Below are 22,822 nucleotides of genomic sequence, written 5' to 3'. Positions count from 1 at the left end.
CGCTATTCACGCTGCTGCTTAACTAGCAGTAAACATGTCGTGGTCAACGTGGTTACGCACTATCAGCCAAGCCAGAGCCAGGGCTACGGTTACGCACGCGAAAGCGATAATCGCGGTTGGCCCCAGCCCGCCCTCGAACCACATAAGCACAATCATTGCTCCCAAAACTGCTAATACCAGGTAGTTAGAGTAGGGAGCGAGAGGCACATGGAACTTGGGGCGTTCAATACCATTCTTACGGCAGTGACGCACAAACAAAATATTTGAAATCATGATCGATCCCCACATGGCACAAATTCCAATCCCCGCCATATTGGCAATCACGTCAAAGGCTTCATTGGGGTAGAACAGATTCACCATCACGCCTACTAAACCGATAGTGCCAGCAGCGATAATAGCCGCATGGGGAACCGCGTTCCGGTTCATACCGGACAAGAAACGAGGAGCAGACCCGGACACCGCCAGGGAACGCAGACCCCGTCCACAAGTGTAAAGCTCTGCGTTAATAGCGCTAGCGGCAGCCAGCAATACCACCAGGTTCATGATGTGACCAGCAGCAGGAATACCCAGACCGCTAAAGAAAGTCACAAACGGCGACTCGTTACGGTTATATACGTTATAGGGCAACAGCAAAGTAAACAGGACAATACACCCTACGTAGAACAACAAAATACGCCACATCATCGAGTTAACTGCCCGTGGCATTTCCTTTTGGGGATCCTCGGCCTCACCAGCGGCAGCCCCCAAATATTCAGAGCCCCCGTAGGCGAACAAAATCCCTAAAGAAAGGGTCACCATAGTGAATGCACCCTTAGGGAATAGTCCTCCATGCTCGGTGATTGCGTGCACGCCGGGAGTGTAACTGTTGCCATTGACCGTTAAGGAAATCCCGAAAACAATCGCCACTACCGCCAAAATCATGAAGATTACGATCGCAGCGACTTTAATCATCGCGAACCAAAACTCGAATTCGCCGAAAAACTTTACGCTGGCCAGATTGACAATCACCATTAAGGCCAAGGCGATAAACGCCCACGCCCACAACGGGACAATCTGGAAGGGCTTCCAATAATGCATATAGTTAGCGATTGCGGTGATATCCGCCATCAAAGCAGAAGAATAAGTAATAAAGGCAAACCATCCGGTGAAATAGGCGCCGCGCTCGCCCATAAACTCGCGAGCATGAGAAATAAATCCTCCAGAAGAGGGGCGATACAGGCTAAGTTCTCCGAGGGCGCGAAGCATTAAATAAGCTATCCCCCCACAGATTGCGTAAACAATAGCAACTGACGGTCCCCCGTCAGCGATACGTCCAGATGCGCCATAAAACAGGCCGGACCCGATGGCCCCGCCCAGCGCAATCATGCGCATGTGGCGAGACTTTAACCCTTTGCGGTAGCCCTCATCGGATTTATCACGATGCGGGGTACCGCTAATCGGTTTTTGAGTTTCGCTCATTAGATTTCTCCTAAGTTTTACCTTTGATGCTCGATATCAGAGCACATAGGGAGTATAAGTTAGGGCAGTGACAGACATTTTAGGTAGTCAGCATGTGGAATCAGATATTTATATCAGGAAATATTTAGGTAAAAGTCCCCTCGGTCACGGTAGACTTAGGGCGTAACCGTGACTGGCGTAGGTGGGATACCACCGGGGAACAAGTGGTCAATCAGTCGCTCGCCTGGGCTGATTTGGCGCTACGAAAATAAGGAAAACTCAATGGGAGACAAGCTTCTTATTCAATCCATTTCACAAGTAGATCCCGAGATTGCAGCGGTGCTAAACCAAGAGCTAGAGCGGCAACGCGGCACTTTGGAAATGATCGCTTCCGAAAACTTCGTGCCACGCGCCGTGCTGCAGGCGCAAGGATCCGTCCTCACCAATAAATATGCGGAAGGCTACCCAAGCCGACGTTACTACGGTGGCTGCGAGGCGGTCGATGTAGCCGAGAACTTGGCCCGGGATCGCGCTAAGGAAGTTTTTTCCGCTGAGTTTGCCAATGTGCAGCCCCATTCGGGTGCGCAAGCCAACGCGGCAGTACTATCGGCACTGGCTAAGCCAGGGGACACCATTATGGGGCTGGCGCTAGATCACGGCGGTCACCTTACCCATGGCATGAAAATCAATTTCTCCGGCCAACTCTATAACGCCACCGCCTACCAGGTAGATAAAGAGAGCAACTGGGTGGATATGGATCAGGTGCGCGATGCGGCCTTAAAGTATCGTCCCAAAGTTATTATCGCGGGCTGGTCGGCCTACCCCCGCCAGGAAAACTTCAAAGCCTTCCGGGAGATCGCGGACGAGGTCGGAGCCTACCTGTGGACAGATATGGCGCACTTTGCGGGACTGGTAGCTGCGGGATTACACCCGAACCCGGTGCCGTATTCCGATGTGGTTTCTACGACCGTCCATAAGACTTTAGGCGGGCCGCGTTCCGGGATGATTCTGTCGCGCGATAAGGAACTCGGAAAGAAAATTAATTCCGCGGTTTTCCCCGGCCAACAGGGCGGCCCGTTGATGCACGTAGTGGCAGCGAAAGCAGTCGCCATGAAGATTGCCGGCAGCGATGAGTTTAAAGACCGGCAAAAACGCACCCTAGAGGGCGCGAAGATCCTGGCCAAACGGCTAACCCAACCAGATGTTGCCGAATGCGGGATTTCCTTACTGACTGGAGGAACCGATGTGCACCTGGTGATGGTCGATCTGCGTAACTCCCAGCTAGATGGGCAGCAAGGAGAAGATCTGCTGCATGAAGCCGGAATTACCATTAACCGCAACACCGTGCCATTCGATCCGCGTCCTCCCCGGGTAGGTTCTGGACTCCGTATCGGCACCCCGGCGCTCGCTACTCGCGGTTTCGGGCGCAAAGAATTCACCGAGGTAGCAGAGATTATCGCCGGAGTGCTGGTAGATGCTTGCCGAGGGAAGATCGACACTTCCAGCTATCGCGAGCGCGTAAATGCTTTGATTAAACGTTTTCCGTTGTATGTGGGACTCAATCAGGTAGCGTAAAACGCAATAAAAGTCGATGGGGGAGCGGGCAGACTGGTAGGGTCTGCCCGCTCCGCAAACTAAGGAGAATAAATGCGTAAAGGTTGGAGCGGGGACGCGGTGCTGCTGGATGGGGCGGCGCGGGCTCGACAGTTGAAGGAAGAAATGCGTCAGCAGGTGGAACGCCTGCATGACCAGGGAATTAAGCCGGGGCTCGGCACTATTTTGGTGGGTAGCGACCCGGGATCGGTTTCCTATGTGGCAGGTAAACACCGCGACTGTGCCGAGGTAGGAATCGAGTCAATTCGGGTAGAACTGCCAGATACCGTTTCGACTGCCCAGGTATTAGCCGAGATCAAAATGCTCAACGAGAATCCGGCCTGTACCGGCTATATTGTGCAGCTGCCGCTGCCTCGCCAAGTCGACGTTAACCAGGTGCTAGAGGCGATTGATCCCGATAAAGATGCTGATGGCTTGCACCCTATGAACCTGGGACGCTTAGTGCTGCGAGTCAAAGAGCCGGTAACCTCGCCGCTGCCTTGTACCCCGCGCGCCTGTATCGATTTGCTGCAGCAATACCAAGTGCCACTAGAGGGCGCGCAAGTGTGCGTAGTGGGACGAGGGACCACAGTGGGACGTTCCCTGCCACTCATGCTGACCCGCAAAGACATTAATGCCACCGTCACCTGCTGCCATACCGGAACCCGGGATTTAGCTGCCCATACCCGCCAGGCGGACGTGATTGTTGCCTGCGCGGGATCCGCGGGAATTATTAAACCCGAGATGGTTAAAGAGGGCGCAGCAGTACTGGATGTGGGGGTTTCCCGCGGCGCCATCAATCCTAAAACCGGGAAAGCCCGGCTAGAGGGCGACGTGGCAGAAGGCGTCGACCAGGTAGCGGGCTGGCTCTCGCCGAACCCGGGAGGAATCGGTCCCATGACCCGGGCTAATCTGCTGCTCAACGTGGTAGAAACCGCGATGAGACACGCCAACTAGATGGAGAATTCTCTATGCGGATCTGGAAAGTTTCGACTGCCATAACCTGGGCGGCAACTTTGGTGCTAACTCTGGGTGCTTGTACTGCCAAGCCTCAGGCCACTCCTAGTACCTCGTCACCGGTAAACACTCAGGTAAATAAAGCGTTTTGTGTGGTAGAAAAACAGAATTCGCAAGATATAAGAGCCGTGGCGTTAGGGAAAGAAATGGAGGAGGCACTGGCAAAGCCGGAGAATAAGCAGATAGCCAAGGTCGTTAATCTCAGTGTGAAAACCGCGGAAGAAATCGCGGGAAAACTCCAGGAAAAGAAATGCAAAAATGTGCTTTCTTTAGAACCCGGATTTGCGTGGGCTCTGTTGCAGATCGCTAGAGATAACGCAGATATGAATTTTGCGGTCATGGGAGCGGTCGGGAAAACGGAAGCATTAACTAATGCCAGTGGGATCGATTTTGATTTGCGGGAACCAGCTTTCCTTGCTGGGTATGCCGCTGCCGGCGTCACGAAAAGTGGATTAGTGGGAGCCGTAAGTGACCTTGAGGTAGATAAAACCGCTAAAGAAGCAGGCGGTTCTCCCGGTATCTATACCCCATCTTCCTGGGCAAATAGCTTTCGTCTGGGGGTGGAGTACTATAACCAGTTTAAAGGTTCGGGAGTAAAACTTGCCGCTTGGGATCAAAACTCTAGAGAGCCAGTTCAGGTGACAAGTGTGCAGCTGCGCGACCAGCTACTCAAACTAGCGGATAAAAAGGTGGACATTATTTTTGTAATGGCACCCCCGGGTGAATCTGGAGTGGTAGAGGGACTCGCGGCGAAAGAGGCCACCGCCATCTGGAACGGGCAGGATTTGGCCGCCGCCTCCCCAAAGTTACAGAGCGACGTGCTCACTTCGACAGTGGTTGATCCTTCCGGGTGTGTAAAAAAGCTGCTTAAGCAATTGCAAACCGGTTCGATTGCCGGGAACGATTACCGGGGAACTCTCAAGAATTCCGGAGTTAAACTCGCTGGTTGGGGTGAATATGCTCCTAGGTTTTCTGATAGTCTTACCGCGGAATTGGCAGGGATTCGCAGCCAAATCGACAGCAAAAAAATTGATATCACCAAACTTGCAGCTCACCAAGGATAGTAGCGGGCACCAGGTAAGGGAGAAATATGCTCAAGATAGCCACAGTTAATGTAAACGGGATCCGGGCAGCGTTCCGAAAAGGAATGGATACCTGGCTGGAACAGGCAAATCCCGATGTAGTGTTGGCGCAAGAAGTACGGGCTAGCGAAGAAATCACGCAGGAACTTTTTGGGGATGAATGGCAGGTGGCAGTAAATGCCTCGCAGCTCAAAGGGCGCGCGGGAGTAGCGGTCGCGGTGCGTAAATCCTCGCCCTGGCACTTAGAAGATTCTAAAGCCGACACGGTACCGGTCGAGGTTCCCCAAGATGGCGGTCGCTGGTTAGAAGCCTTATTGGTAAAAGAAAATGAAACCGGGGGTGGTGAGGACGCGCGGTTGCGAGTAATCTCTGCTTATTTTCATTCCGGGGAAGTGGGATCTGAAAAACAAGACCATAAAATGGCGCACTTAGAGCGAATCGAGGAACGTCTAGAGCAGCTTATGTCCCCAGCCGCGTCCTCGGAAAATACCGAACCCCTAGTGCTGGTAGCCGGAGATTTCAATGTGGTGCATACCGAGCTCGATATAAAAAACTGGAAACCGAACCACAATAAACGCGCCGGAGTCTTAGACGAAGAAATCGCTTTCTTGGATCGTTGGCGCGAGCAGGGATGGGTCGATGTGGTGCGTACCCTAGCTGGTCAGGTGCAAGGCCCTTATTCCTGGTGGTCGTGGCGGGGAAAAGCCTTCGATAATGATGCCGGGTGGCGTATCGACTATCACTTAGCCACTCCGCGACTGGCGGAGGCGGCGCGCAGCCAGCAAGTAGATCGCGCCGCGGCCTATGACCAGCGGTTTTCCGACCATGCCCCGGTGGTAGTTACTTACGAAATATAAAGTCGCGCTTGCCAGTGATAACAACTGGCAAGCGCGACCTGGTTAGTAGTTAATTACTTGCTGGCTTTCGGGTGAGTCATATCGGCAACATTTAGAGCTTTATCTAAATCTTCCTCACTGATTTCCCCGCGCTCAACAAATCCCAGATCCAGAGCAGATTCCTTGACCGTTATCTTCTCTTTCACCGCGTGCTTCGCGATTTTAGCGGCATTTTCATATCCGATGTAGCGGTTCAGCGGAGTAACAATCGAAGCCGAAGATTCTGCCAATTCTAGGCAGCGCTCCGGATTAGCCACGATGCCATCCACGCAACGCTCCGCTAGCAAACCGGCAACTGCTCCCAGGCAGTTAATCGACTCTAGCAGGTCGACTGCCATTACCGGCAGCATCACCAAGAGGTCAAAGTTGCCTTGTGCACCCGCGAAAGCAATCGTCTGATCGTTACCGATTACTTGGGCCGCTACCTGCACGGTGGCCTCTGGTAATACCGGGTTAATTTTCCCAGGCATAATCGAAGAACCGGGCTGCAAATCTGGCAGGGTGATTTCGCCGAGTCCGCAACGCGGCCCCGAGGAAGCCCAACGCAGATCGTTGGCGATCTTCACAAAGGAAACTGCTACTACCCGCAGCGCCCCCGACATTTCTACCAAGGAATCCTGCGCGGCTTGGGCTTCGAAATGGTTATCTGCCTGACGGAACGGTAGATCCATATTCGCGGCGATCAGGGCAATCACCCGCTCGGAGAAACCTTCGGGAGTGTTAATCCCGGTACCGACGGCAGTACCACCTAAAGGTAGCTCTGCCAGGTTCTTCTCTGCGTCCTTTACCCGGTCAATGCCCTTGCGAACCTGCGCGGCATAACCGGAGAACTCTTGCCCCAGCATAATCGGGGTGGCATCCATCAAGTGGGTGCGCCCCGCCTTGACGATGTTTGCAAACTCGTCAGCTTTCTTTTCTAGGCTGGTAGCCAGCTGATCCAGTTTCGGCAGGAGGGCGTGCTCTACGGCCTCATAAGCGGCGATATGAATGGAGGAGGGGAACACGTCATTAGAAGACTGGGAAGCGTTCACATGGTCATTGGGGTGAACTTTGCTGCCCTTAAATCCGGTTGCCAGGGTAGCGACGACCTCGTTGGTGTTCATATTCGAGGAGGTACCGGATCCGGTTTGGAAAATATCGATCGGGAACTGGTCGTCATGTTTACCAGCGATAACCTCTTCTGCGCCTTTAACAATGGCGTCACGGGTTTCGGTATCGATTACCTCTAGTTCGGCGTTAGCGATTGCCGCGGCCCGTTTGATTTGCCCTAAAGCAGCAATATGGTGGCTGGAAAGAGTGCGACCTGAAATCGGGAAATTTTCTACCGCCCTTTGAGTTTGGGCTGCGTAGAGGGCGTCCTTAGGTACCCGAACTTCCCCCATGGTGTCATGTTCAATCCGATATTCTTCGCTCACGTGTAGCTCCTTTGATGTTAGTGATAAACGGTTACTTAGCTACTAGCCTACCTGGGTTAGGTACGAAGAACGTCCTAAAAATCCGGGGAAAAGTCTTGAAATTTGCTGCAGGTGTGATTTTAGAGGTGGTAGCCCCTTAGACTGGAAGTAACGACAGAAAGTGGGAGCACCATGAGCAAAGATGCCTCAGACGATAAACCTACCGAGTACCTACCGGGGGGAGCGATGGCAAACGCCTACGTTCCTCGGGGACGGCAAACTAATCGACGGATCACTCGGCAGGTAGCTCAGCCTGATGTTGACAGCGGCGCGCAAAGGAAAATCTCGGTACCGAATCCGCCGGCAGGCGCGCCCTCGGCAGTTGGAGATGCCGCCGCCCTGTCCGCAAATGCCCAAACGGAAGGGATCCCGGCAGCAAACGTTAGCGCGCCAGGTAGCACCGGTTATGTTCCTGCCCATGCGGCGGGTACCCGGGTACTTGACGGATCAGGGAATCCCTATCCGGATTCGGGAGCAGCTACTACCCAGCTGCCTCCGATTGATCCCGCTGCTGCCACCCCGGAAGTAGATTCTTATCCGCAAGGGGTTCCTCCCGCCTACGATCCTAAAGTAGACGCAGAAAAACTACGTGAAGAGCAAGAATACGAGGAAGAACGCGCCGATAAACGCCGCCTGTTGAAAGTAGTGGGAATCGTGACTGCAATTGTGGCGCTCCTAACGGGAGCGGTAGTCGTAGTGGCGCTAATGATTTCCTCTCGACAAGTCTTACCACCGGCAGAGCAAGAAACCACCACTTCCCAAAGGGCTACTACCAGTTCTTCAACTCCGGAAACTACCCGTAGCCAGCCCCAGACGCCAGAGCAAACCTCCAGCGAGCCTTCACAAACTCAAACTACCAGCCGAGAGCCAGCGCCTACGAAGACTACTGGCACCACCCGGCCTACTGCGGAAAATCCAACCCCACCAGCCGAACAACCCACCGGAAGTCAGCAGCCCAGCGAGCAGCCTAGCGAGCGGCCCGCCCCCAGTGAGAGCAACTCCCAATAAAAGCGAGAGGACGCGCCCGCCTTACCCAAGTAGTTAAAAGTAATTGGTAAGGCCGGCGCGCCCTAAGGTGCGACGGTTTTACTTAGCGGCTTTACTGGCGCTAACCGCTGCCCCTACAATCCCGGCGGTGTTACGCAGTTCCGCCGGAACAATCGGAGTTTTAATATCCAATAGCGGCAAGAACTTCTCGTGTTTACGAGAAACGCCCCCACCTACTACAAACAAATCCGGACTAAATAGTTTCTCGAGTTCCTGGTAGTAGCGGGTCAGGCGCTTCGCCCATTTCTTCCAACCCAAATCATCACGTTTACGCACCGAAGCAGCTGCTCGAGTTTCTGCGTCATGACCATTAATTTCTATGTGACCGAGTTCAGTATTAGGCACCAGCACCCCGTCAATAAACAGAGCAGTTCCAATCCCGGTTCCTAAGGTAGTAAAAATAGTAACCCCAGGTTGATCTTTGAAAACGCCGTATGCTTGCTCTGCCACCCCGGCAGAATCAGCATCGTTTAGAACTGTAACTGGGCGCCCGAACGCATTAGAGAACACTTCCGCTGCGTCACAACCTACCCATTCTTGATCCAGGTTAGCGATGAAAGGAACCAGCCCTCCCGGGAGGGGAGCCGGGAAACAAACCCCAACTGGCACGTCCTCGGGAAGGTCGAAATGGGCTAGGACATCCGCCGAGGTTTTTGATACCGCTTGCGGGGTTGCCGGGTAGGGGGTTTCTATCCGGAAACGCTCCTGGGTTAGCTCGCCGGTCTCTAAATCGACCGGCGCTCCTTTAACTCCAGATCCGCCGATATCGATGCCAAATGCGATAGCCATTTGTTACTCCTTGCTAGGCAGAGTCAGTATTTCTGCGCCGTATTCAGTTACCACAACGGTGTGTTCAAACTGGGCAGTTCGGGAACGATCCTTAGTTACTACTGTCCAGCCATTGTTCCATTGTTCCCACTCGATTGTACCTAAAGTGAGCATCGGTTCGATAGTGAACACCATTCCCGGCTCCATTACGGTGTCATAGGAGGGTGCGCAATCATAATGAGGGACAATCAGACCGGAATGGAAGGCCTCTCCCACGCCGTGCCCAGTAAAATCGCGTACCACTCCGTAACGGAAACGCTTCGCGTAGGCGCTGATTACCCGGCCAATAATGTTGATTTCCCGCCCCGGCTTCACGGCTTTAATCCCACGCATCATGGCGTTATAGGTGCGTTCTATCAGCAGCTCAGATTCTTTATCGACCTGACCCACGCTAAACATGGCGCAGGTATCCCCGTGTACCCCGTCTTTATAGGCGGTGATATCCACGTTGACAATATCGCCTTCCTGCAGCGGCTTATCGTCCGGGATCTCGTGACAAATAACTTCGTTTACCGAGGTGCACAGGGATTTCGGGAAACCCATATAGTTTAGGCAAGAAGGGTATGCCCCTTGAGAAACAATATACTCGTGACCGATTTTATCGAGTTCATCGGTAGTTATCCCGGGTCTAATTGCTTTTCCTACCGCGGCGAGGGCATCGGCAGCGACCTGTCCGGCAGCGCGAATCTTTTCGACCGTTTCGGCGGATTTGGTATCGGAAGCAGTTACCTTTTCGGGGCCGTCATGGAAAAGGTATTCTGGGCGTTCAATATTTTTAGGTACCGCAAGCTCGGGGCTGATATTTCCGGCTTCCTGATTTCCCAGCGGGGCACGTTCGGCAAGTTCTTTAAGGCTAAGTCCTGGATATTCATTCATACCGCCATTCTACGCGTTCAGGTACATGTTTCGGATTTCCAGGATTCTATCGCACAGTTACGAGGATATCGGGTGAGGGCGCAGGCAGGCATAGCAGAGGGCGCGCAGAAAATGCAGACCAAGCTAGTGAAACTGCATCCGTAGCAAACAAAAATAACGGCAGTGAAAACCCTAGACAGACTCGCGAGCCACGTATTGCAAAATCTGACCGCTGGGGGCTTTGCCTAAATCTAGATCGCCGCCCTCGCGCTGTGCGATATGTATTAACTCTTGATAGGCCAAAGCCGGGGTGTCTACCACCACCGACGAAAGGGGTGGACGGGAAACCTGCCCCGAGGGCGAATCGAAGCCCCCAACTACCGAAGCGTCCTGGGGAACCATCTTGCCGCATTCGCGCAGGCCATGAACAACCGCCATGGCGGTCATATCATCAATCGCGCAGAACCCATCTAAACCAGGATGCTTTTGCAGCGCCCCCAAAAGATAGGAAGGAATGTTCTCGGGATCTTGAGGAAGCACCAGTTGGGTGGGGGCAGAAAGTCCCGCCGCCTGGCAAGCCATTTGTGCAAAGAAGTAGTAAACGGTTGCGCCCTCTTCCGGATATTTTCCGCGCCAATGCACGAAAGCCAAGTTACGCCGATTACGGGATGCCAGGGCATCTACCTGGATTTTCACCATTTGGAAGGTCATTAAATTGGTTGGATTTTGCCGATCCTTGCCCTGCGTTAAGGAGTCAAGAACCGTAGCCCCACACTGTTCTAGCTGCTTTAGAGTGTTCTGATCTAAAGGCAGGAGCGGTAAAACTGCCGCGTCGGTTTCCTTAATCGTGGAAATCAGATTTTCCGGATGATCTTCGAGGTGAACGGTGCAAACTACACTAACCCCGGCCTGGGCTAGCAGCACCGTCATGTCGCGCAGCAAAGCAGAGTTAATGGCGCCGATATCAACGCAGGGCACAACGAGATCAACTTTCGTTTTTCCAGCCAGGGTCGCCAAAATGCCTCCTCAATTACAAGTGTGATTCCATTCTACATATTAATGGCGTTCATACCGATAATCTTGGGTTTTTAATGTCCCCAAAGGCGTGAAATCTCTAGGGGGTTCGCTTAGTGGGCGGAAATTAGCCCTGAATTTGCTCGGCAACTAGAGTGTAAGACAAAAGGGAAAGAATTATTTAAGAAAGGTGAACCTGTGTCTGAGGCGACCACACCTATTTCTCCGTTAGATCAAGAGGGGATAGCTCGGGCAGTTGAGGCCGCGAAAGCGGATTTTTCTGCGGCGGGCTCACTAGACGAATTAAAGAGGGCGCGGGGAGCGCACCTGGGGGATAACGCCCCGATCATCCTGGCTAACCGGGAAATCCGCAACCTCGAAAAGAAAGACAAAGCCCAGGCGGGAAAGAATCTGGGCGACGCCAAGAAACAGTTGCACGCCGCTTATGACCAGCGGCGCTGCGCCCTCGAAAAGGAACAAGAAGCCCAAACTTTGGCGGCGGAGGCGCTAGACGTAACCCAGGTGGCAAGCCGGTATCCGCAGGGAGCGCGCCATCCCCTGGAAACCTTGATGGAAGATATTTCCGACTTTTTTGTGTCTATGGGTTGGGAAATCGCGGAAGGCCCGCAGGTCGAGCACGAATGGTTCAACTTTGATTCCCTCAACATTGACCCGGATCATCCCGCGCGTCAAGAACAGGACACCCTCTATATAGATGGACGTTCCTTGGGAGGAGAAACTTCGGGGGACGGCAACCTGGTGCTGCGCACGCACACTTCGCCCGTCCAAGCGCGAGTGATGCTTTCGCGAGGAGTCCCGGTCTATATCGCTTGCCCCGGGAAAGTATTCCGCGCCGATGAACTAGACGCCACCCACACCCCGGTATTTCACCAGGTAGAAGGCCTGGCGGTGGATAAAGGTCTGACTATGGCAGATCTGAAGGGTACCTTGGATCATTTCGCACAATCCATGTTCGGGATGGAAGCGAAAACCCGGCTGCGCCCCTCGTTCTTCCCCTTTACTGAACCCAGCGCGGAAATGGATTTATGGTTCCCGCAAAAGAAAGGCGGACCGGGTTGGATCGAATGGGGCGGTTGCGGCATGGTTAACCCAAATGTGCTGGTAGCGTGCGGGATTGACCCTAATGTGTATTCAGGGTTCGCCTTCGGTATGGGCATTGAACGCACGTTGATGCTGCGGCATGGAATCACCGATATGCACGATATTGTCGAGGGCGACGTGCGATTTTCTAAACAGTTCGGTACTACCGGAAGGGGTAACTAGCAATGCCATTTGTAGCGCTTGATTGGCTCAAAGATCACGTCGAGGTAGTGCCGGGCACGGACATCAAACAGCTTTCATATGACCTGGTGAAAGTAGGTTTGGAAGAAGAAGCCATCCATCCCGCAGCAGTAATCGGTCCTCTGGTGGCCGGGCGGGTTTTGACCCTGGATGCCAAAGAGCAATCCAATGGGAAAGTCATTAACTATTGCCGAGTCGATGTAGGCGAGTTTAATGACCGTCCCGGTGAGGGTAAAGAGCCCTCCGAGCTGCCCAGTCGCGGAATTATTTGCGGTGCCCACAACTTTAAAGTGGGAGATTTAGTGGTGGTGTCGCTGCCGGGCGCAGTTTTGCCCGGTGATTTTCAGATTTCCGCCCGTAAAACCTACGGACATGTTTCTGACGGAATGATTTGTTCCCAGCGGGAGCTGGGGATTGGCGACGACCACAACGGCATTATTGTCCTGGAGCAGTTACTGCCGGAAAAGGCCGCAGCCGGAGAGCTACCTGTTCCCGGAGAATCGGTGATCGAACTGCTGGGATTGGGGGAGGAAACCCTAGAAATCAATATCACCCCTGACCGCGGCTACTGTTTCGCGATGCGCGGGGTGGGGCGAGAATATGCTCATTCCACCGGCGCTAAGTTTACCGATCTGGGATTGGCGGAAAACCTTCCTTCCGGGGCAGTCCCGACCGTCACTGGGGACGGATTTGCGGTTAAAGTTGCAGATGAGACTCCGGTAAACGGCAGAGTTGGGTGTGACCGCTTTGTGACTCGCATTGTGACCGGCGTTGATGCGCAAGCTGCCACCCCGGACTGGATGGTGCGCCGCCTAGAACAGGCAGGCATGCGTTCTATTTCTTTGGCAGTCGATGCCACTAACTATGTGATGCTGGATTTGGGGCAGCCCCTACATGCCTACGACTTGGATAAAGTGTGCGAACCGATTGTTGTTCGCCGGGCGAAAGGCGGGGAAAAGCTAACTACTCTCGATGAGGTAGAGCGCACCTTAGATCCCGAAGATCTGCTGATCACCGACTCCCCGGAAGGTGCAGAGGGCTCCCGCGTGCTGGGGCTGGCAGGCGTAATGGGAGGCGCCTCCACCGAGGTTACTGCAGATACGGTGAACGTGCTGGTAGAGGCGGCGCATTTCCAGCCTACTTCGATTGCGCGTACTGCGCGGCGACATAAACTGCCCACCGAAGCCTCTAAACGTTTTGAACGTGGCGTGGACTTCGAGCTAGCTCCGGTAGCTGCCCAGCGAGTAGTGGACATTCTGGTGGAATACGGCGGGGGTAACGACAGTGGGCGGGTTAGCGACCTCAATAACACCGAGCCTTTCCCGGAAATCGTAATGCCACTGCATGAACCGGCACGGCTAACCGGGGTGGAATATGATCAGGAAACCATCACCCGCCTGCTAAAAGACGTGGGATGTGAAGTGCGGGTTGAGGACGGCAAAGTTATTGCCCGGCCGCCCTCTTGGCGCCCAGATCTAACCGGATCAGCGCATTTGGTAGAAGAAATTGCTCGGCTGGCTGGCTATGACACGATTCCTTCGCGCAGGCCGCGCCCGATTGCTGGACGCGGATACACCCCGAAGCAGCAGGCTCGCCGGGATGTGGGACGGGCGCTAGCGCAAGGCGGCTTGGTCCAGGTGCTTTCTTATCCCTTTATTTCCGAGGATGTGTTTGACGCTGAACTACTTGGAGAAAAGGATGTGCGCCGCCAAGCGGTGCGGGTCGCGAATCCGCTGGCGGATGATCAACCGTTGCTGCGCACCTCGCTGCTCGATACTTTGCTGGGGGTAGCCCAGCGCAATATCGCGCGTGGTAATGAGCAATGCGCGATATTTGAGACCGGTTTAGTGACCCGAGGAATGGGAACTGAACTTACCGGTTCCTTCGGGGTAGCGGGGAAACCGGATCCTGACCAGCAGCACGCCCTCGAAAAAGGAGTTCCTTACCAGCCAGAACATATTGCTGGGGTGCTAGTGGGACAGGCGGAACTGGCCGGCGCGCTGGGTGCAGGCCGCTCCTATGATTGGGCGGACGCAGTGGAGTTTGTGCGGACGGTGGCGCAAACTTTGGCGGTACCGATGCGCGTGCGAGGTAAAGATGGACGTCAGCGGGTAGCTAACGATAATATGATGGGGGAGCCGGACTCGCCAGAGGCAGTCGCGCCTTTCCATCCGGGTCGCTGTGCGCGGATCGTGGTGCGGGGCGCTTGCGTTGGTTTGGCTGGGCAGCTCCACCCGGCGGTTTGCCGCAACTTTGGCTTGCCGGAATCTGCATGCGCTTTCGAGATCGACTTCGAGAAGTTCACTGCCGCGATGCCGAAGAAAGATTTGCAGGTAAAGTCGGTATCGTCCTTCCCGCCCGCAAAAGAAGATATTGCTCTGGTAGTCGATGCGGATATTCCCGCGGCTGACGTGCAGCAGGTGATTGAGAAACAGGCGGGAGACCTGCTGGAAGAAGTACGTATTTTCGATGTTTTCAGCGGTGAGCAGCTAGGCGCGGGCAAGAAGTCACTGGCGTTCTCGGTGAAGATTCGCTCCCGGGAAGGCACGCTGAGTGCCGGTGAGATTCAAGCGGTGCGCACCCGGATTATTAAGGCTACCGCGAAGAAGTTCAAGGCGACTTTGCGAGCTTAACGGGGATAATCGCTGGTGGTGATGAGGGTGCAAACTCGCCCTCATCACCGCTAAATATAGAGGCCGAGGAAGTTGGAAACCGGGAAGGCAGGGGTGCCCCGTGCGGGACTTGAACCCGCGACCCACGAATTATGAGTTCGCTGCTACTAACCAACTGAGCTAACGGGGCGAATCTAGCCTACCGGATGGTGGGCAGAATACTGAATTTTGTCTAGGGTGGGGAACGTGACTAACATTTTGCGAAAATTGCGGGGGCGCAGGATCCCGGATGCGGTAAAAGCCGTCCTGACCTCCTCGGATAGAGTTTTTGAATTCCTAACGGTAGCGGAGGATCGCTTTCTGGTTGTGACCATGCAGGCATTAACTGAAGTGGAATCTGGGCAGGTAAAGTCACGTTTTGGCTGGGATGAAGTTTCTCACGCCCGCTGGGATAGCGAGACGGGAACGCTGCGGATTGTTTTCCATGAGGGCAAAGATCTGGTTCTTACCCCGATTGAAGCTCCCAAACACAACTTTATGGACATCATCCGGGAGGCGCTGAGCGAGGCGCAGGTGTTTATTACCCCTCTAGAGCTGCCTTCCGGACAGAGAGTTAGCGCACAGATATTGCGTGACGATAACCGCAATTTACGTTTACATCCGCCGATATCTAGTTTTCAAAACCCCGATGACCAGCAGTATTTGCGTTCAGTAGTGAGCGAATGGGAACAGAAATTGGGAATTGTTCTGAGACGCGAAGATTAGGAAGTTTTCGCCCTCTCACGGTAGGCTTATTCAAGTCGATCCCCCATAGCTCAACGGTAGAGCATTCGACTGTTAATCGAAGGGTTACTGGTTCGAATCCAGTTGGGGGAGCTTAAAACCTCAGTGCTTGCAGGCACTGAGGATTTTTGTTTTAGCTCCGGTGGTAGAGGCTTTCGAAGCTAATGTCAGGTGGGTATTTTCCCTGATAAATAGCGCTGGTAAGCAGAATTGCTTGCTCTTTTTTAAATTTGAACTTAGAGTTGAAGAGAACTGAATCTCAGTAAGCTTCGCCTCGTTAGCGAAGTTGAATGCTCAGCCTTTTGGCTATTATTTCCACTGCATCTTTTGTGGCGTAAGTGTGTTTTACCCCACTTTGTTGCATGGTTTGCTTATCCTTATTCTATGAACGAGAAGGAAAATACCCCTAAAGATAGGCGGCGTTATCGGATTGGCATTGATGTAGGGCGGAACTCTACTGGCTTCTGTGCTCTCGAGATTGATGATGATGACAATCCGATTTCCTTTTTGAACCTTTCAGTGCTGCTGCACGATGCCGGGGTTGGTAAAGATGGCGGTAAAATTCAGGAAACTCGGAAGGCTATTTCTGGAAGAACTCGCCGAGCGCGCCGTCTGATTAGGAACAGGCGGAGACGGCTCGCGGAGTTGGATAAGTTTTTGGTTGAGCTCGGTTGGCCGCTACCCGATTTGGAAAAGTATCCCGACCCGCACGAACCGTGGAAAGTCCGTGCCCTGCTGGTTGAGGAATACATAGAGGATGAGCGGCTACGCCAGGAAAAACTGGCGATTGCGATCCGGCATATAGCGCGGCATCGAGGCTGGCGCTCGCCTTGGGTGTCGGTTAGCAGTCTGCATGTTTCGCATCCCGATTCTGATGAACTCATTGCTTTGCGGGCGCGAGTAGCAGAAAAAACTGGGCGGATTTTGCCCGCAGGGTTGACTCCGGGGCAGCTGCTTTATCTACTTGATAGTGGGGAAAAGATACGTGGTGATGCCGGTATTTTGGCTGGTAAACTCTTACAAACTGATTACGCGACAGAGCTTAAAAAGATTTTTTCTCGTCAGCGACTTAGCGAAGATTTTGGCAATCAGATAATCGATAAGGTTTTTGCCGTAAAGTCCCCCAAAGGTAGTGCTGCCGAAAAGGTAGGGAAAGATGCATTGCCAGGGCAAGAGCATCTAGATCGCGCTGAAAAGGCACATCCGGTTTTTCAGCGTTATCGAATCGCCACCATTATCGCTAATTTGCGGATTCGCGAGGGTGAGGGTGGACAGAACGAACGCCGCTTGACTGGCGAAGAAACAACTTCCTTGTTCGAGTTCTTAAGCAACCCAGATCGCAAGAAGCTTCCCACCTGGATAGAGGTGGCTAAAGTTTTAGGGATCGAACGCCAGGATTTGTTCGGAACCGGGAAATTGACGGCGGATGGGGAGCGAACCGGGAATACTCCGCCAGTAGATGAAACGAATATCCGTTTGACTAAGTGTGGTATCAAGCCAGTGCAACAGTGGTGGCGTGCAGCAAGTTACCTGGAAAGGTGTGCGTTTATTGATCAGATATCTCGCGCATCCTCACCCGGGGAAGCTACCAATCGTGAAGAACAGATAGCTGCTGATTTTATCGCCAGCCTGAATGATGAAGACTTAGAGAAACTAGAGGCATCGGTGAGGCTCCCGATCGGCAGGGCGGCCTATTCGGTAGAGAGCTTGGAGCGAATAACGGAACGGATTTTAGTCGATAATGTCGATTTGCAGCAGGCTCGGGAAGTGGAGTTCGGGGTTTCGCCGGAGTGGAAGCCTCCCGCAGTTCCGGTGGGTGAACCCGTGGGAAATCCAGTGGTAGACAGGGTTTTGAAAGGGGTTAACCGCTGGTTACTGCGAGCCGAAGCCGAGTGGGGGATTCCCCAACAGGTCAATATAGAGCACGTACGCGAAGCATTCATGTCCAAGGCGAAGGCAAATGAACTGCAACGTTTTCAAGCGCAGCGTTTTAAGAAGAACGAGGAGGCTCGGCAGCAGATAGAGGGAAGCCAGAATCTTTCGGGGTTGCCCCGTATCGCTGCGATTCGCAAGCAACAAGCGTTGCAGCGACAACATTGTGAATGCTTGTACTGTGGAACCCATATTACATTTGCTACTGCCGAAATGGATCATATCGTCCCGCGGCGAGGGGTGGGATCTACGAATACCAGGGATAATCTGGTGGCAGTTTGCAGGCGCTGTAACCAAGAGAAAAGCAATATTCCTTTCGCGGTTTGGGCCGCGCAGACAAATATCCCGGGGGTTAGTCAGAAAGAAGCGATTTCTAGAGTCAAAGGTTGGTTTACCGATACTTCCGTTAAAGATGACAAAAGTTTACGGGCGGGGGTTATTGACAGGTTATCGCGTACCAAAGCAGACCCCGAAATTGACAACCGCTCTATGGAAGCAGTCAGTTGGATGGCGCGCGAACTGGCTCATCGAATTGAGCAGCGCTATCGCATCCCGCTAGGTCAATCGGCGACAGCAATTGATACTAGCGAAGGGGAGGACGCGGACTCTGAAAATAAAGTTAAGGTACGAGTGTTTAACGGCTCGATTACCGCAGCTGCCCGCAGAGCTTCAGGTTTTGAAGGGCGAGTTAATCTGATTGGCGGACGAGGAAAAACCCGTCTGGACAGGCGTCATCATGCTATGGATGCCGCCACCATCGCGATGATGCGCCCGGCAGTAGCGCAGACGTTGGTGGAACGAGAAAACCTTCGGCGTGGCCAGATTATGGCTGGTGGTGAGCAAAATTGGAAGAGCTGGAAAGGTAGCACCTTTGCGCAGCAAAAGATCTATGCAGTTTGGCTAGAGCAGATGCGTTATCTGGCAGAGATTTATAACCAAGCATTGGCTGATGACCAGATTCCGGTGTTCTCTAACTTCAGGTTACGGCTCGGGGACGGGAAACTGCATGAGGAAGTGAAAAAGCTGCATAGTAAACAATTGGGGGATGCTTGGTCGATGAATGATATTGATCGGGCAGAAACCCCCGCTTTGTGGTGCGCGTTGACCCGCTTGCCTGACTTTGTGTGGGCAGAGGGATTACCTGCTAATCCGGAACGAAAAATAGTGGTTAACGGCAGTCATTTTGCTGCAGATGACAGTGTCGGAATTTTCCCAACGAATGCCCCTACGATGAAGTTGCGCAACGGATGCGTGGAGGTGGGAACTTCTATCCACCATGCGCGGATTTACCGAATTTTGGGTCGCAAAAAACCGGTATATGCCATGCTTAGAGTGTTTACGGTCGATTTACCGAATAAAGCTGGGGTTGATCTATTTCAGGTTCATTTGCCAGAACAAAGTATTTCGATGCGCAATGCCGAAATGAAGTTGCGTGAGGCTTTTCGGGAAGGCAATGCCAAGTATCTGGGTTGGCTAGTAGTCGATGACGAGCTGGAACTGGATTTATCTGCGGAAAGAAAAGGGGCAATTGCCGAGTTGCTATCGGAGTATCCTGGAATATCGCATTGGTCGGTAGATGGGTTTCCCATGAAAATCACACTCAGACTGCGTCCACTTTATTTGGCGGGAGAGGGAATGCCGGAGGATGCTTTGCCGGGAACCAAAGAAATTTTACAGGGTCGAGGCTGGTGGCCAGCTATCAACAAGTTGTTTAACGCAGCAAAACCAAGGGTAATTCGCCGGGACGTGCTTGGAAATATTCGCGATAATTCTTCGCGACTACCCAATAGCTGGTCTATTTAAGGGGGAAACCATGGCTTCCTGGCGGATTATTGATTTAACGCAGTTTTCTGGGTCGGTTTCCTCGAAAACAGGAGCTATAGTTTTACATCCAGAAGATAAACCGCAGGTGACTCTACCAGTGGCTGATGTTGCGGTAGTTCTTATCGGGATGGGAGTTCACCTCTCCGGAGCTGTGTTGCACCGTTTAACCGCCGCAGATGTGTGTGTTTTGCTCTGCGATTGGCGGGGGATTCCCGAGGCGGGAGCCTTTGCTTGGCGGCCTCACTCTCGGGTCGCAGCGCGGCGGGTGGCACAGGCGGGTATGAGCGTTCCTAAACAAAAAACTGCCTGGAAAGCAGTGGTGAGGCGGAAAATAGAAAATCAAGCGAAAACTTTGCTGCTGTGTGGGAAAGATATAGACAGTAAAAAGCTGCTGGAGTTAGTAAGGCTGGTACGTTCTGGCGATCCCGATAACACCGAAGGCAGAGCAGCCCGCTATTATTGGTTGGCGCTGTTCGGGAAAGAGTTCTCGCGTCAACCGGGGTTGGGTGATGGCATTAATTCCATGTTGGATTATGGTTATACGATTGTGCGCGGTCACGGGGTTAGAGCGGTGCTAGCTGCCGGGTTAGAACCGTCACTGGGGATATTCCATCACAATCGAGCTAATCTGTTTTGCTTAGTTGACGATTTGATGGAAATCTTTCGACCGTTAATTGATTTGGAGGTTTACCGCCTTGAAAAGGCCGGTAAATCCGCGGCGGCTGATTGTAAAGCCGAGTTGGTGGCGGCTGCCAGTAGTCAGTATCGAGATGATGGTATCGGTATTCCCACAGCATTTGAGGATCTCGCTCAGTTATTTGGCCTTTACGTTGAGAGTCAAGTAAAAAGCTTTTCTCCTCCTAAATGGTTTAAGTAGTTTCTATGAGTAAGAAGCCCATGTGGTGTCTGGTGATGTTCGACTTGCCGGTGGATACCGCCCGCCATCGGCGCGAAGCAAACGCATACCGGCGAATGCTGTTGGATTTAGGGTTCAGCATGGTGCAGTTTAGTGTCTACGCAAAATATACTCCTGCGGGATTAAGCGACGTAACCACCATCGGTAAAGTCCGTGCCGGTATTCCTCCCGAAGGAAACGTTCGCATGATTTTCTTAACAGATAAACAATGGTCTCGAACGTTCCATTTTTCAAACGGAACTCCTAGCAAAGCAGAGGAAAAACCGGAACAACTATCAATTTTTTGAGCAAAAATTGAGCGTGAAACCCCGTGTAAACTGGGATTATTTACCCCTACTCAAGCATATCAGGGGTAAATACGAACTGAATCCCAGCCGGGCGCTCCTACCTCGGTTCTTGTTTCCAAGCATATCAGGGGTAAATACGAACTGAATCCCAGCTTCTGAAAGGAGGAACATTGTGGAAAGTCAAGCATATCAGGGGTAAATACGAACTGAATCCCAGCACGCGCTAGAAAACCTTTCGGCTAAAACCAAGCATATCAGGGGTAAATAAGAACTGAATCCCAGCCCCGGTGGCAATCCCCGCGCCGTTTTGGCAAGCATATCAGGGGTAAATAAGAACTGAATCCCAGCAAAGGAAAAATAAATGATTGTTGATGGTCAAGCATATCAGGGGTAAATAAGAACTGAATCCCAGCTCCTAGCGGTAGTTGAAGCCATTCCTACCCAAGCATATCAGGGGTAAATAAGAACTGAATCCCAGCTATGGGGGTAAAGGGTAACGGTGAGGAACAAGCATATCAGGGGTAAATAAGAACTGAATCCCAGCAGACTATCGGCTGGCGTCTCGTGTCCCTCAAGCATATCAGGGGTAAATAAGAACTGAATCCCCAGATTCTCCTCATTCAGTGCAATAGAGACATAGTAAAAAGTGACCGTATTAAGGTGCTTACTGGAACTTTAGTTGAAATACTAATAGTCCTTGGGACGTATGTAACAGGAATAGCTGCCGTTGTAAACCTTATTTGGAATCACCTCAAGGGTGAGTATCTAAAGCTATCGGGTAAGGGGTAGGAGAGCTCTATGTCCGATATTATGGCTAGTGAGGAGGAAACGAAATGAAGATAAAAGCAATGTCCCTAGCGTTCGCTACTTTCGCTATTTTCGTGTTGACCGAAATAGTTAGCTTTCCATCAGTGGCAAACACAGCTCTATCCCTAGCTATTGGGATTGGTGGAGTATCCGCCCTATTCTTAGCGATCCGACAGCATGGCTAAAAAATATTTCTCAAGTGCTGGAGCTGCTGGGTATCTAGGGTTATCTCCTAGCACGGTTGCGACCTACCGTGCTAGAGGAATCTTCCCACCTCCTGACGTGATAATCGGAGAGGGAAAAGCGCAAGTTTTCGGGTGGTCTCAGGAGACGCTAGACCATTGGCAAGCCACACGCCCCGGCAAACCTGGCAGACCGAAAGGGTCGTAAATAGTAACTTCGATGGAAACATTTTGGGATTGGTATCCTCCTTTTGATATTGATTCCAAGAAGACATAGCCCCGGCAATGCTGCAATATATCGTATCAACCAGCGCAAATAGCTAGGCTAAGAAAAGCTGCACTGATCAGGAGATAGCTCATGCTTATCGGAATGCTGTTATCGTGCACTTCCTGGACGGATGTCAGATTCGTATCGGACCAACCCCCGGTGGCAAACTCTTGGAAATAGGGGTTAATCAAGACGGGGATATTTTTCACGCCATGAAAGCCAGGGCGAAATTTTTGAGGAAAGGATGGATGAAATGAAAACTGACGAAGAATTGCTAGCAGAAATCGCGGCGGATCCCGAGCCGGAAATGACGATTACTGATCCCTCCTTAATTAAGGTTTATCAGGCGCTGATTGAAACCGTTAGAGCAGATAGACAGCTAGACGAAGCGGTTAACGAGGCTCGTAATCAAGGTCAAACCTGGCAGGCGATCGGTGAGATTATCGGTATGACCCGGCAGGGCGCAATGAAAAAGTTCGCTGCCTAAAAAACCTGCTATCCCATGGGGTGAGCGGCAGGAAGTGGGGTGAGGGCAGAGAGCTCTCTTAGTTCTTAATGGCGCATGAGACTTACGTCCATTGAGGGATGCTGCTCAGTCTGATAAGATTTTAATCGTTTGCTCTGGTGATTTGAGGCACCGTAATGAGCGCTCCAAATTTCAAAGTTGAGGGTTGAGATAGGTCATT

The 22,822-nt window shown here is 52.5% G+C and carries 18 protein-coding genes, 2 tRNA genes, 1 CRISPR repeat array and 1 riboswitch; of the genes, 14 read left to right on the top strand and 6 right to left on the bottom strand.

Going from position 1 to position 22,822, the window contains the following annotated elements:
• Positions 1-18: 18 nt before the first annotated feature.
• Positions 19-1,458 carry an amino acid permease gene (locus ACZ5BI_RS08010; RefSeq protein ID WP_464896121.1) on the bottom strand — a complete coding sequence of 480 codons (1,440 nt, stop codon included), beginning with the start codon at positions 1,456-1,458 and terminating at the stop codon, positions 19-21.
• A gap of 158 nt (positions 1,459-1,616) precedes the next feature.
• Positions 1,617-1,694, top strand: a riboswitch (ZMP/ZTP riboswitch).
• A 25-nt stretch (positions 1,695-1,719) separates the two neighbouring features.
• On the opposite strand from ACZ5BI_RS08010, the gene glyA reads away from it, so the two are divergent.
• From glyA to ACZ5BI_RS07990, 4 genes are all read left to right on the top strand, one after another.
• Positions 1,720-3,012: a serine hydroxymethyltransferase gene (gene glyA, locus ACZ5BI_RS08005; protein WP_464896120.1), complete on the top strand. Its 1,293-nt coding sequence runs from the start codon at positions 1,720-1,722 to the stop codon at positions 3,010-3,012.
• A gap of 72 nt (positions 3,013-3,084) precedes the next feature.
• Positions 3,085-3,987, top strand: coding sequence for a bifunctional methylenetetrahydrofolate dehydrogenase/methenyltetrahydrofolate cyclohydrolase (locus ACZ5BI_RS08000; RefSeq protein WP_464896119.1), 903 nt, complete (start codon positions 3,085-3,087; stop codon positions 3,985-3,987).
• 14 nt (positions 3,988-4,001) lie between these two features.
• The gene (locus tag ACZ5BI_RS07995) at positions 4,002-5,111 is read left to right on the top strand and encodes a BMP family lipoprotein (RefSeq protein ID WP_464896118.1); all 1,110 of its coding nucleotides are present in this window, start codon (positions 4,002-4,004) and stop codon (positions 5,109-5,111) included.
• 26 nt (positions 5,112-5,137) lie between these two features.
• A complete protein-coding gene (locus ACZ5BI_RS07990) occupies positions 5,138-5,986 on the top strand; it encodes an exodeoxyribonuclease III (RefSeq protein ID WP_464896117.1) in 849 nt (282 codons plus the stop codon).
• Between the two features lie 53 nt (positions 5,987-6,039).
• On the opposite strand, the gene ACZ5BI_RS07985 is transcribed toward ACZ5BI_RS07990, so the two are convergent.
• On the bottom strand, positions 6,040-7,440 hold the full coding sequence (locus tag ACZ5BI_RS07985) for a class II fumarate hydratase (protein WP_464896116.1): 1,401 nt from the start codon (positions 7,438-7,440) through the stop codon (positions 6,040-6,042).
• 171 nt (positions 7,441-7,611) lie between these two features.
• On the opposite strand from ACZ5BI_RS07985, the gene ACZ5BI_RS07980 reads away from it, so the two are divergent.
• Positions 7,612-8,487 (top strand): hypothetical protein, encoded by an 876-nt coding sequence (locus ACZ5BI_RS07980; protein WP_464896115.1) that lies wholly within the window; start codon positions 7,612-7,614, stop codon positions 8,485-8,487.
• A 78-nt stretch (positions 8,488-8,565) separates the two neighbouring features.
• Here ACZ5BI_RS07980 and ppgK read toward each other — a convergent pair whose 3' ends face one another.
• The 3 genes from ppgK to ACZ5BI_RS07965 all read right to left on the bottom strand — a co-directional run bounded on the left by ppgK (position 8,566) and on the right by ACZ5BI_RS07965 (position 11,226).
• On the bottom strand, positions 8,566-9,315 hold the full coding sequence (gene ppgK, locus ACZ5BI_RS07975; RefSeq protein ID WP_024058148.1) for a polyphosphate--glucose phosphotransferase: 750 nt from the start codon (positions 9,313-9,315) through the stop codon (positions 8,566-8,568).
• Between the two features lie 3 nt (positions 9,316-9,318).
• Positions 9,319-10,230, bottom strand: a complete 912-nt coding sequence (gene map, locus ACZ5BI_RS07970) for a type I methionyl aminopeptidase (RefSeq protein ID WP_464896114.1) — start codon at positions 10,228-10,230, stop codon at positions 9,319-9,321.
• Positions 10,231-10,401: 171 nt separating this feature from the next.
• Entirely contained in the window at positions 10,402-11,226 is an 825-nt protein-coding gene (locus ACZ5BI_RS07965; RefSeq protein WP_464896113.1) for a substrate-binding domain-containing protein, read from the bottom strand.
• Between the two features lie 195 nt (positions 11,227-11,421).
• On the opposite strand from ACZ5BI_RS07965, the gene pheS reads away from it, so the two are divergent.
• Together pheS and pheT are read left to right on the top strand one after the other, a co-directional pair.
• Positions 11,422-12,507: a phenylalanine--tRNA ligase subunit alpha gene (pheS, locus tag ACZ5BI_RS07960; RefSeq protein WP_464896112.1), complete on the top strand. Its 1,086-nt coding sequence runs from the start codon at positions 11,422-11,424 to the stop codon at positions 12,505-12,507.
• Positions 12,508-12,509: 2 nt separating this feature from the next.
• Positions 12,510-15,158, top strand: a complete 2,649-nt coding sequence (gene pheT, locus ACZ5BI_RS07955; RefSeq protein WP_464896111.1) for a phenylalanine--tRNA ligase subunit beta — start codon at positions 12,510-12,512, stop codon at positions 15,156-15,158.
• Between the two features lie 94 nt (positions 15,159-15,252).
• On the opposite strand, the gene ACZ5BI_RS07950 is transcribed toward pheT, so the two are convergent.
• Positions 15,253-15,327: transfer RNA gene (locus ACZ5BI_RS07950), tRNA-Ile, on the bottom strand.
• Between the two features lie 56 nt (positions 15,328-15,383).
• Between ACZ5BI_RS07950 and ACZ5BI_RS07945 the strand changes: the two genes are divergently transcribed.
• From ACZ5BI_RS07945 to ACZ5BI_RS07915, 7 genes are all read left to right on the top strand, one after another.
• Entirely contained in the window at positions 15,384-15,902 is a 519-nt protein-coding gene (locus ACZ5BI_RS07945) for a hypothetical protein (RefSeq protein WP_464896110.1), read from the top strand.
• 39 nt (positions 15,903-15,941) lie between these two features.
• A tRNA-Asn gene (locus ACZ5BI_RS07940) sits at positions 15,942-16,013 on the top strand.
• Between the two features lie 291 nt (positions 16,014-16,304).
• Positions 16,305-19,655, top strand: a complete 3,351-nt coding sequence (cas9, locus tag ACZ5BI_RS07935; protein WP_464896109.1) for a type II CRISPR RNA-guided endonuclease Cas9 — start codon at positions 16,305-16,307, stop codon at positions 19,653-19,655.
• 10 nt (positions 19,656-19,665) lie between these two features.
• Positions 19,666-20,553, top strand: a complete 888-nt coding sequence (gene cas1 / locus ACZ5BI_RS07930; RefSeq protein WP_464896108.1) for a type II CRISPR-associated endonuclease Cas1 — start codon at positions 19,666-19,668, stop codon at positions 20,551-20,553.
• 5 nt (positions 20,554-20,558) lie between these two features.
• Positions 20,559-20,879, top strand: a complete 321-nt coding sequence (gene cas2 / locus ACZ5BI_RS07925; protein WP_464896107.1) for a CRISPR-associated endonuclease Cas2 — start codon at positions 20,559-20,561, stop codon at positions 20,877-20,879.
• A 51-nt stretch (positions 20,880-20,930) separates the two neighbouring features.
• Positions 20,931-21,488: direct repeats of the CRISPR family, unit length 37 nt; unit sequence CAAGCATATCAGGGGTAAATAAGAACTGAATCCCAGC.
• Between the two features lie 224 nt (positions 21,489-21,712).
• Positions 21,713-21,871 carry a hypothetical protein gene (locus ACZ5BI_RS07920; protein ID WP_464896106.1) on the top strand — a complete coding sequence of 53 codons (159 nt, stop codon included), beginning with the start codon at positions 21,713-21,715 and terminating at the stop codon, positions 21,869-21,871.
• Between the two features lie 518 nt (positions 21,872-22,389).
• Positions 22,390-22,623: a hypothetical protein gene (locus tag ACZ5BI_RS07915; RefSeq protein ID WP_464896105.1), complete on the top strand. Its 234-nt coding sequence runs from the start codon at positions 22,390-22,392 to the stop codon at positions 22,621-22,623.
• The last annotated feature ends 199 nt before the right edge of the window (positions 22,624-22,822 follow it).

The sequence above is a fragment of the Varibaculum sp. GTC20041 genome, assembly GCF_055387755.1.
The sequence above is the reverse complement of the archived record's forward strand: the minus strand, read 5'-3'. Positions and strand labels throughout refer to the sequence as shown.

Bases quoted from the DNA above. Each gene is read 5' to 3' on its own strand.
- ACZ5BI_RS08010 (WP_464896121.1), bottom strand. From the start codon at position 1,458: ATGAGCGAAACTCAAAAACCGATTAGCGGTACCCCGCATCGTGATAAA.
- glyA (WP_464896120.1), top strand. From the start codon at position 1,720: ATGGGAGACAAGCTTCTTATTCAATCCATTTCACAAGTAGATCCCGAG.
- ACZ5BI_RS08000 (WP_464896119.1), top strand. From the start codon at position 3,085: ATGCGTAAAGGTTGGAGCGGGGACGCGGTGCTGCTGGATGGGGCGGCG.
- ACZ5BI_RS07995 (WP_464896118.1), top strand. From the start codon at position 4,002: ATGCGGATCTGGAAAGTTTCGACTGCCATAACCTGGGCGGCAACTTTG.
- ACZ5BI_RS07990 (WP_464896117.1), top strand. From the start codon at position 5,138: ATGCTCAAGATAGCCACAGTTAATGTAAACGGGATCCGGGCAGCGTTC.
- ACZ5BI_RS07980 (WP_464896115.1), top strand. From the start codon at position 7,612: ATGAGCAAAGATGCCTCAGACGATAAACCTACCGAGTACCTACCGGGG.
- ppgK (WP_024058148.1), bottom strand. From the start codon at position 9,315: ATGGCTATCGCATTTGGCATCGATATCGGCGGATCTGGAGTTAAAGGA.
- map (WP_464896114.1), bottom strand. From the start codon at position 10,230: ATGAATGAATATCCAGGACTTAGCCTTAAAGAACTTGCCGAACGTGCC.
- pheT (WP_464896111.1), top strand. From the start codon at position 12,510: ATGCCATTTGTAGCGCTTGATTGGCTCAAAGATCACGTCGAGGTAGTG.
- cas9 (WP_464896109.1), top strand. From the start codon at position 16,305: ATGAACGAGAAGGAAAATACCCCTAAAGATAGGCGGCGTTATCGGATT.
- cas1 (WP_464896108.1), top strand. From the start codon at position 19,666: ATGGCTTCCTGGCGGATTATTGATTTAACGCAGTTTTCTGGGTCGGTT.
- cas2 (WP_464896107.1), top strand. From the start codon at position 20,559: ATGAGTAAGAAGCCCATGTGGTGTCTGGTGATGTTCGACTTGCCGGTG.
- ACZ5BI_RS07920 (WP_464896106.1), top strand. From the start codon at position 21,713: ATGAAGATAAAAGCAATGTCCCTAGCGTTCGCTACTTTCGCTATTTTC.
- ACZ5BI_RS07915 (WP_464896105.1), top strand. From the start codon at position 22,390: ATGAAAACTGACGAAGAATTGCTAGCAGAAATCGCGGCGGATCCCGAG.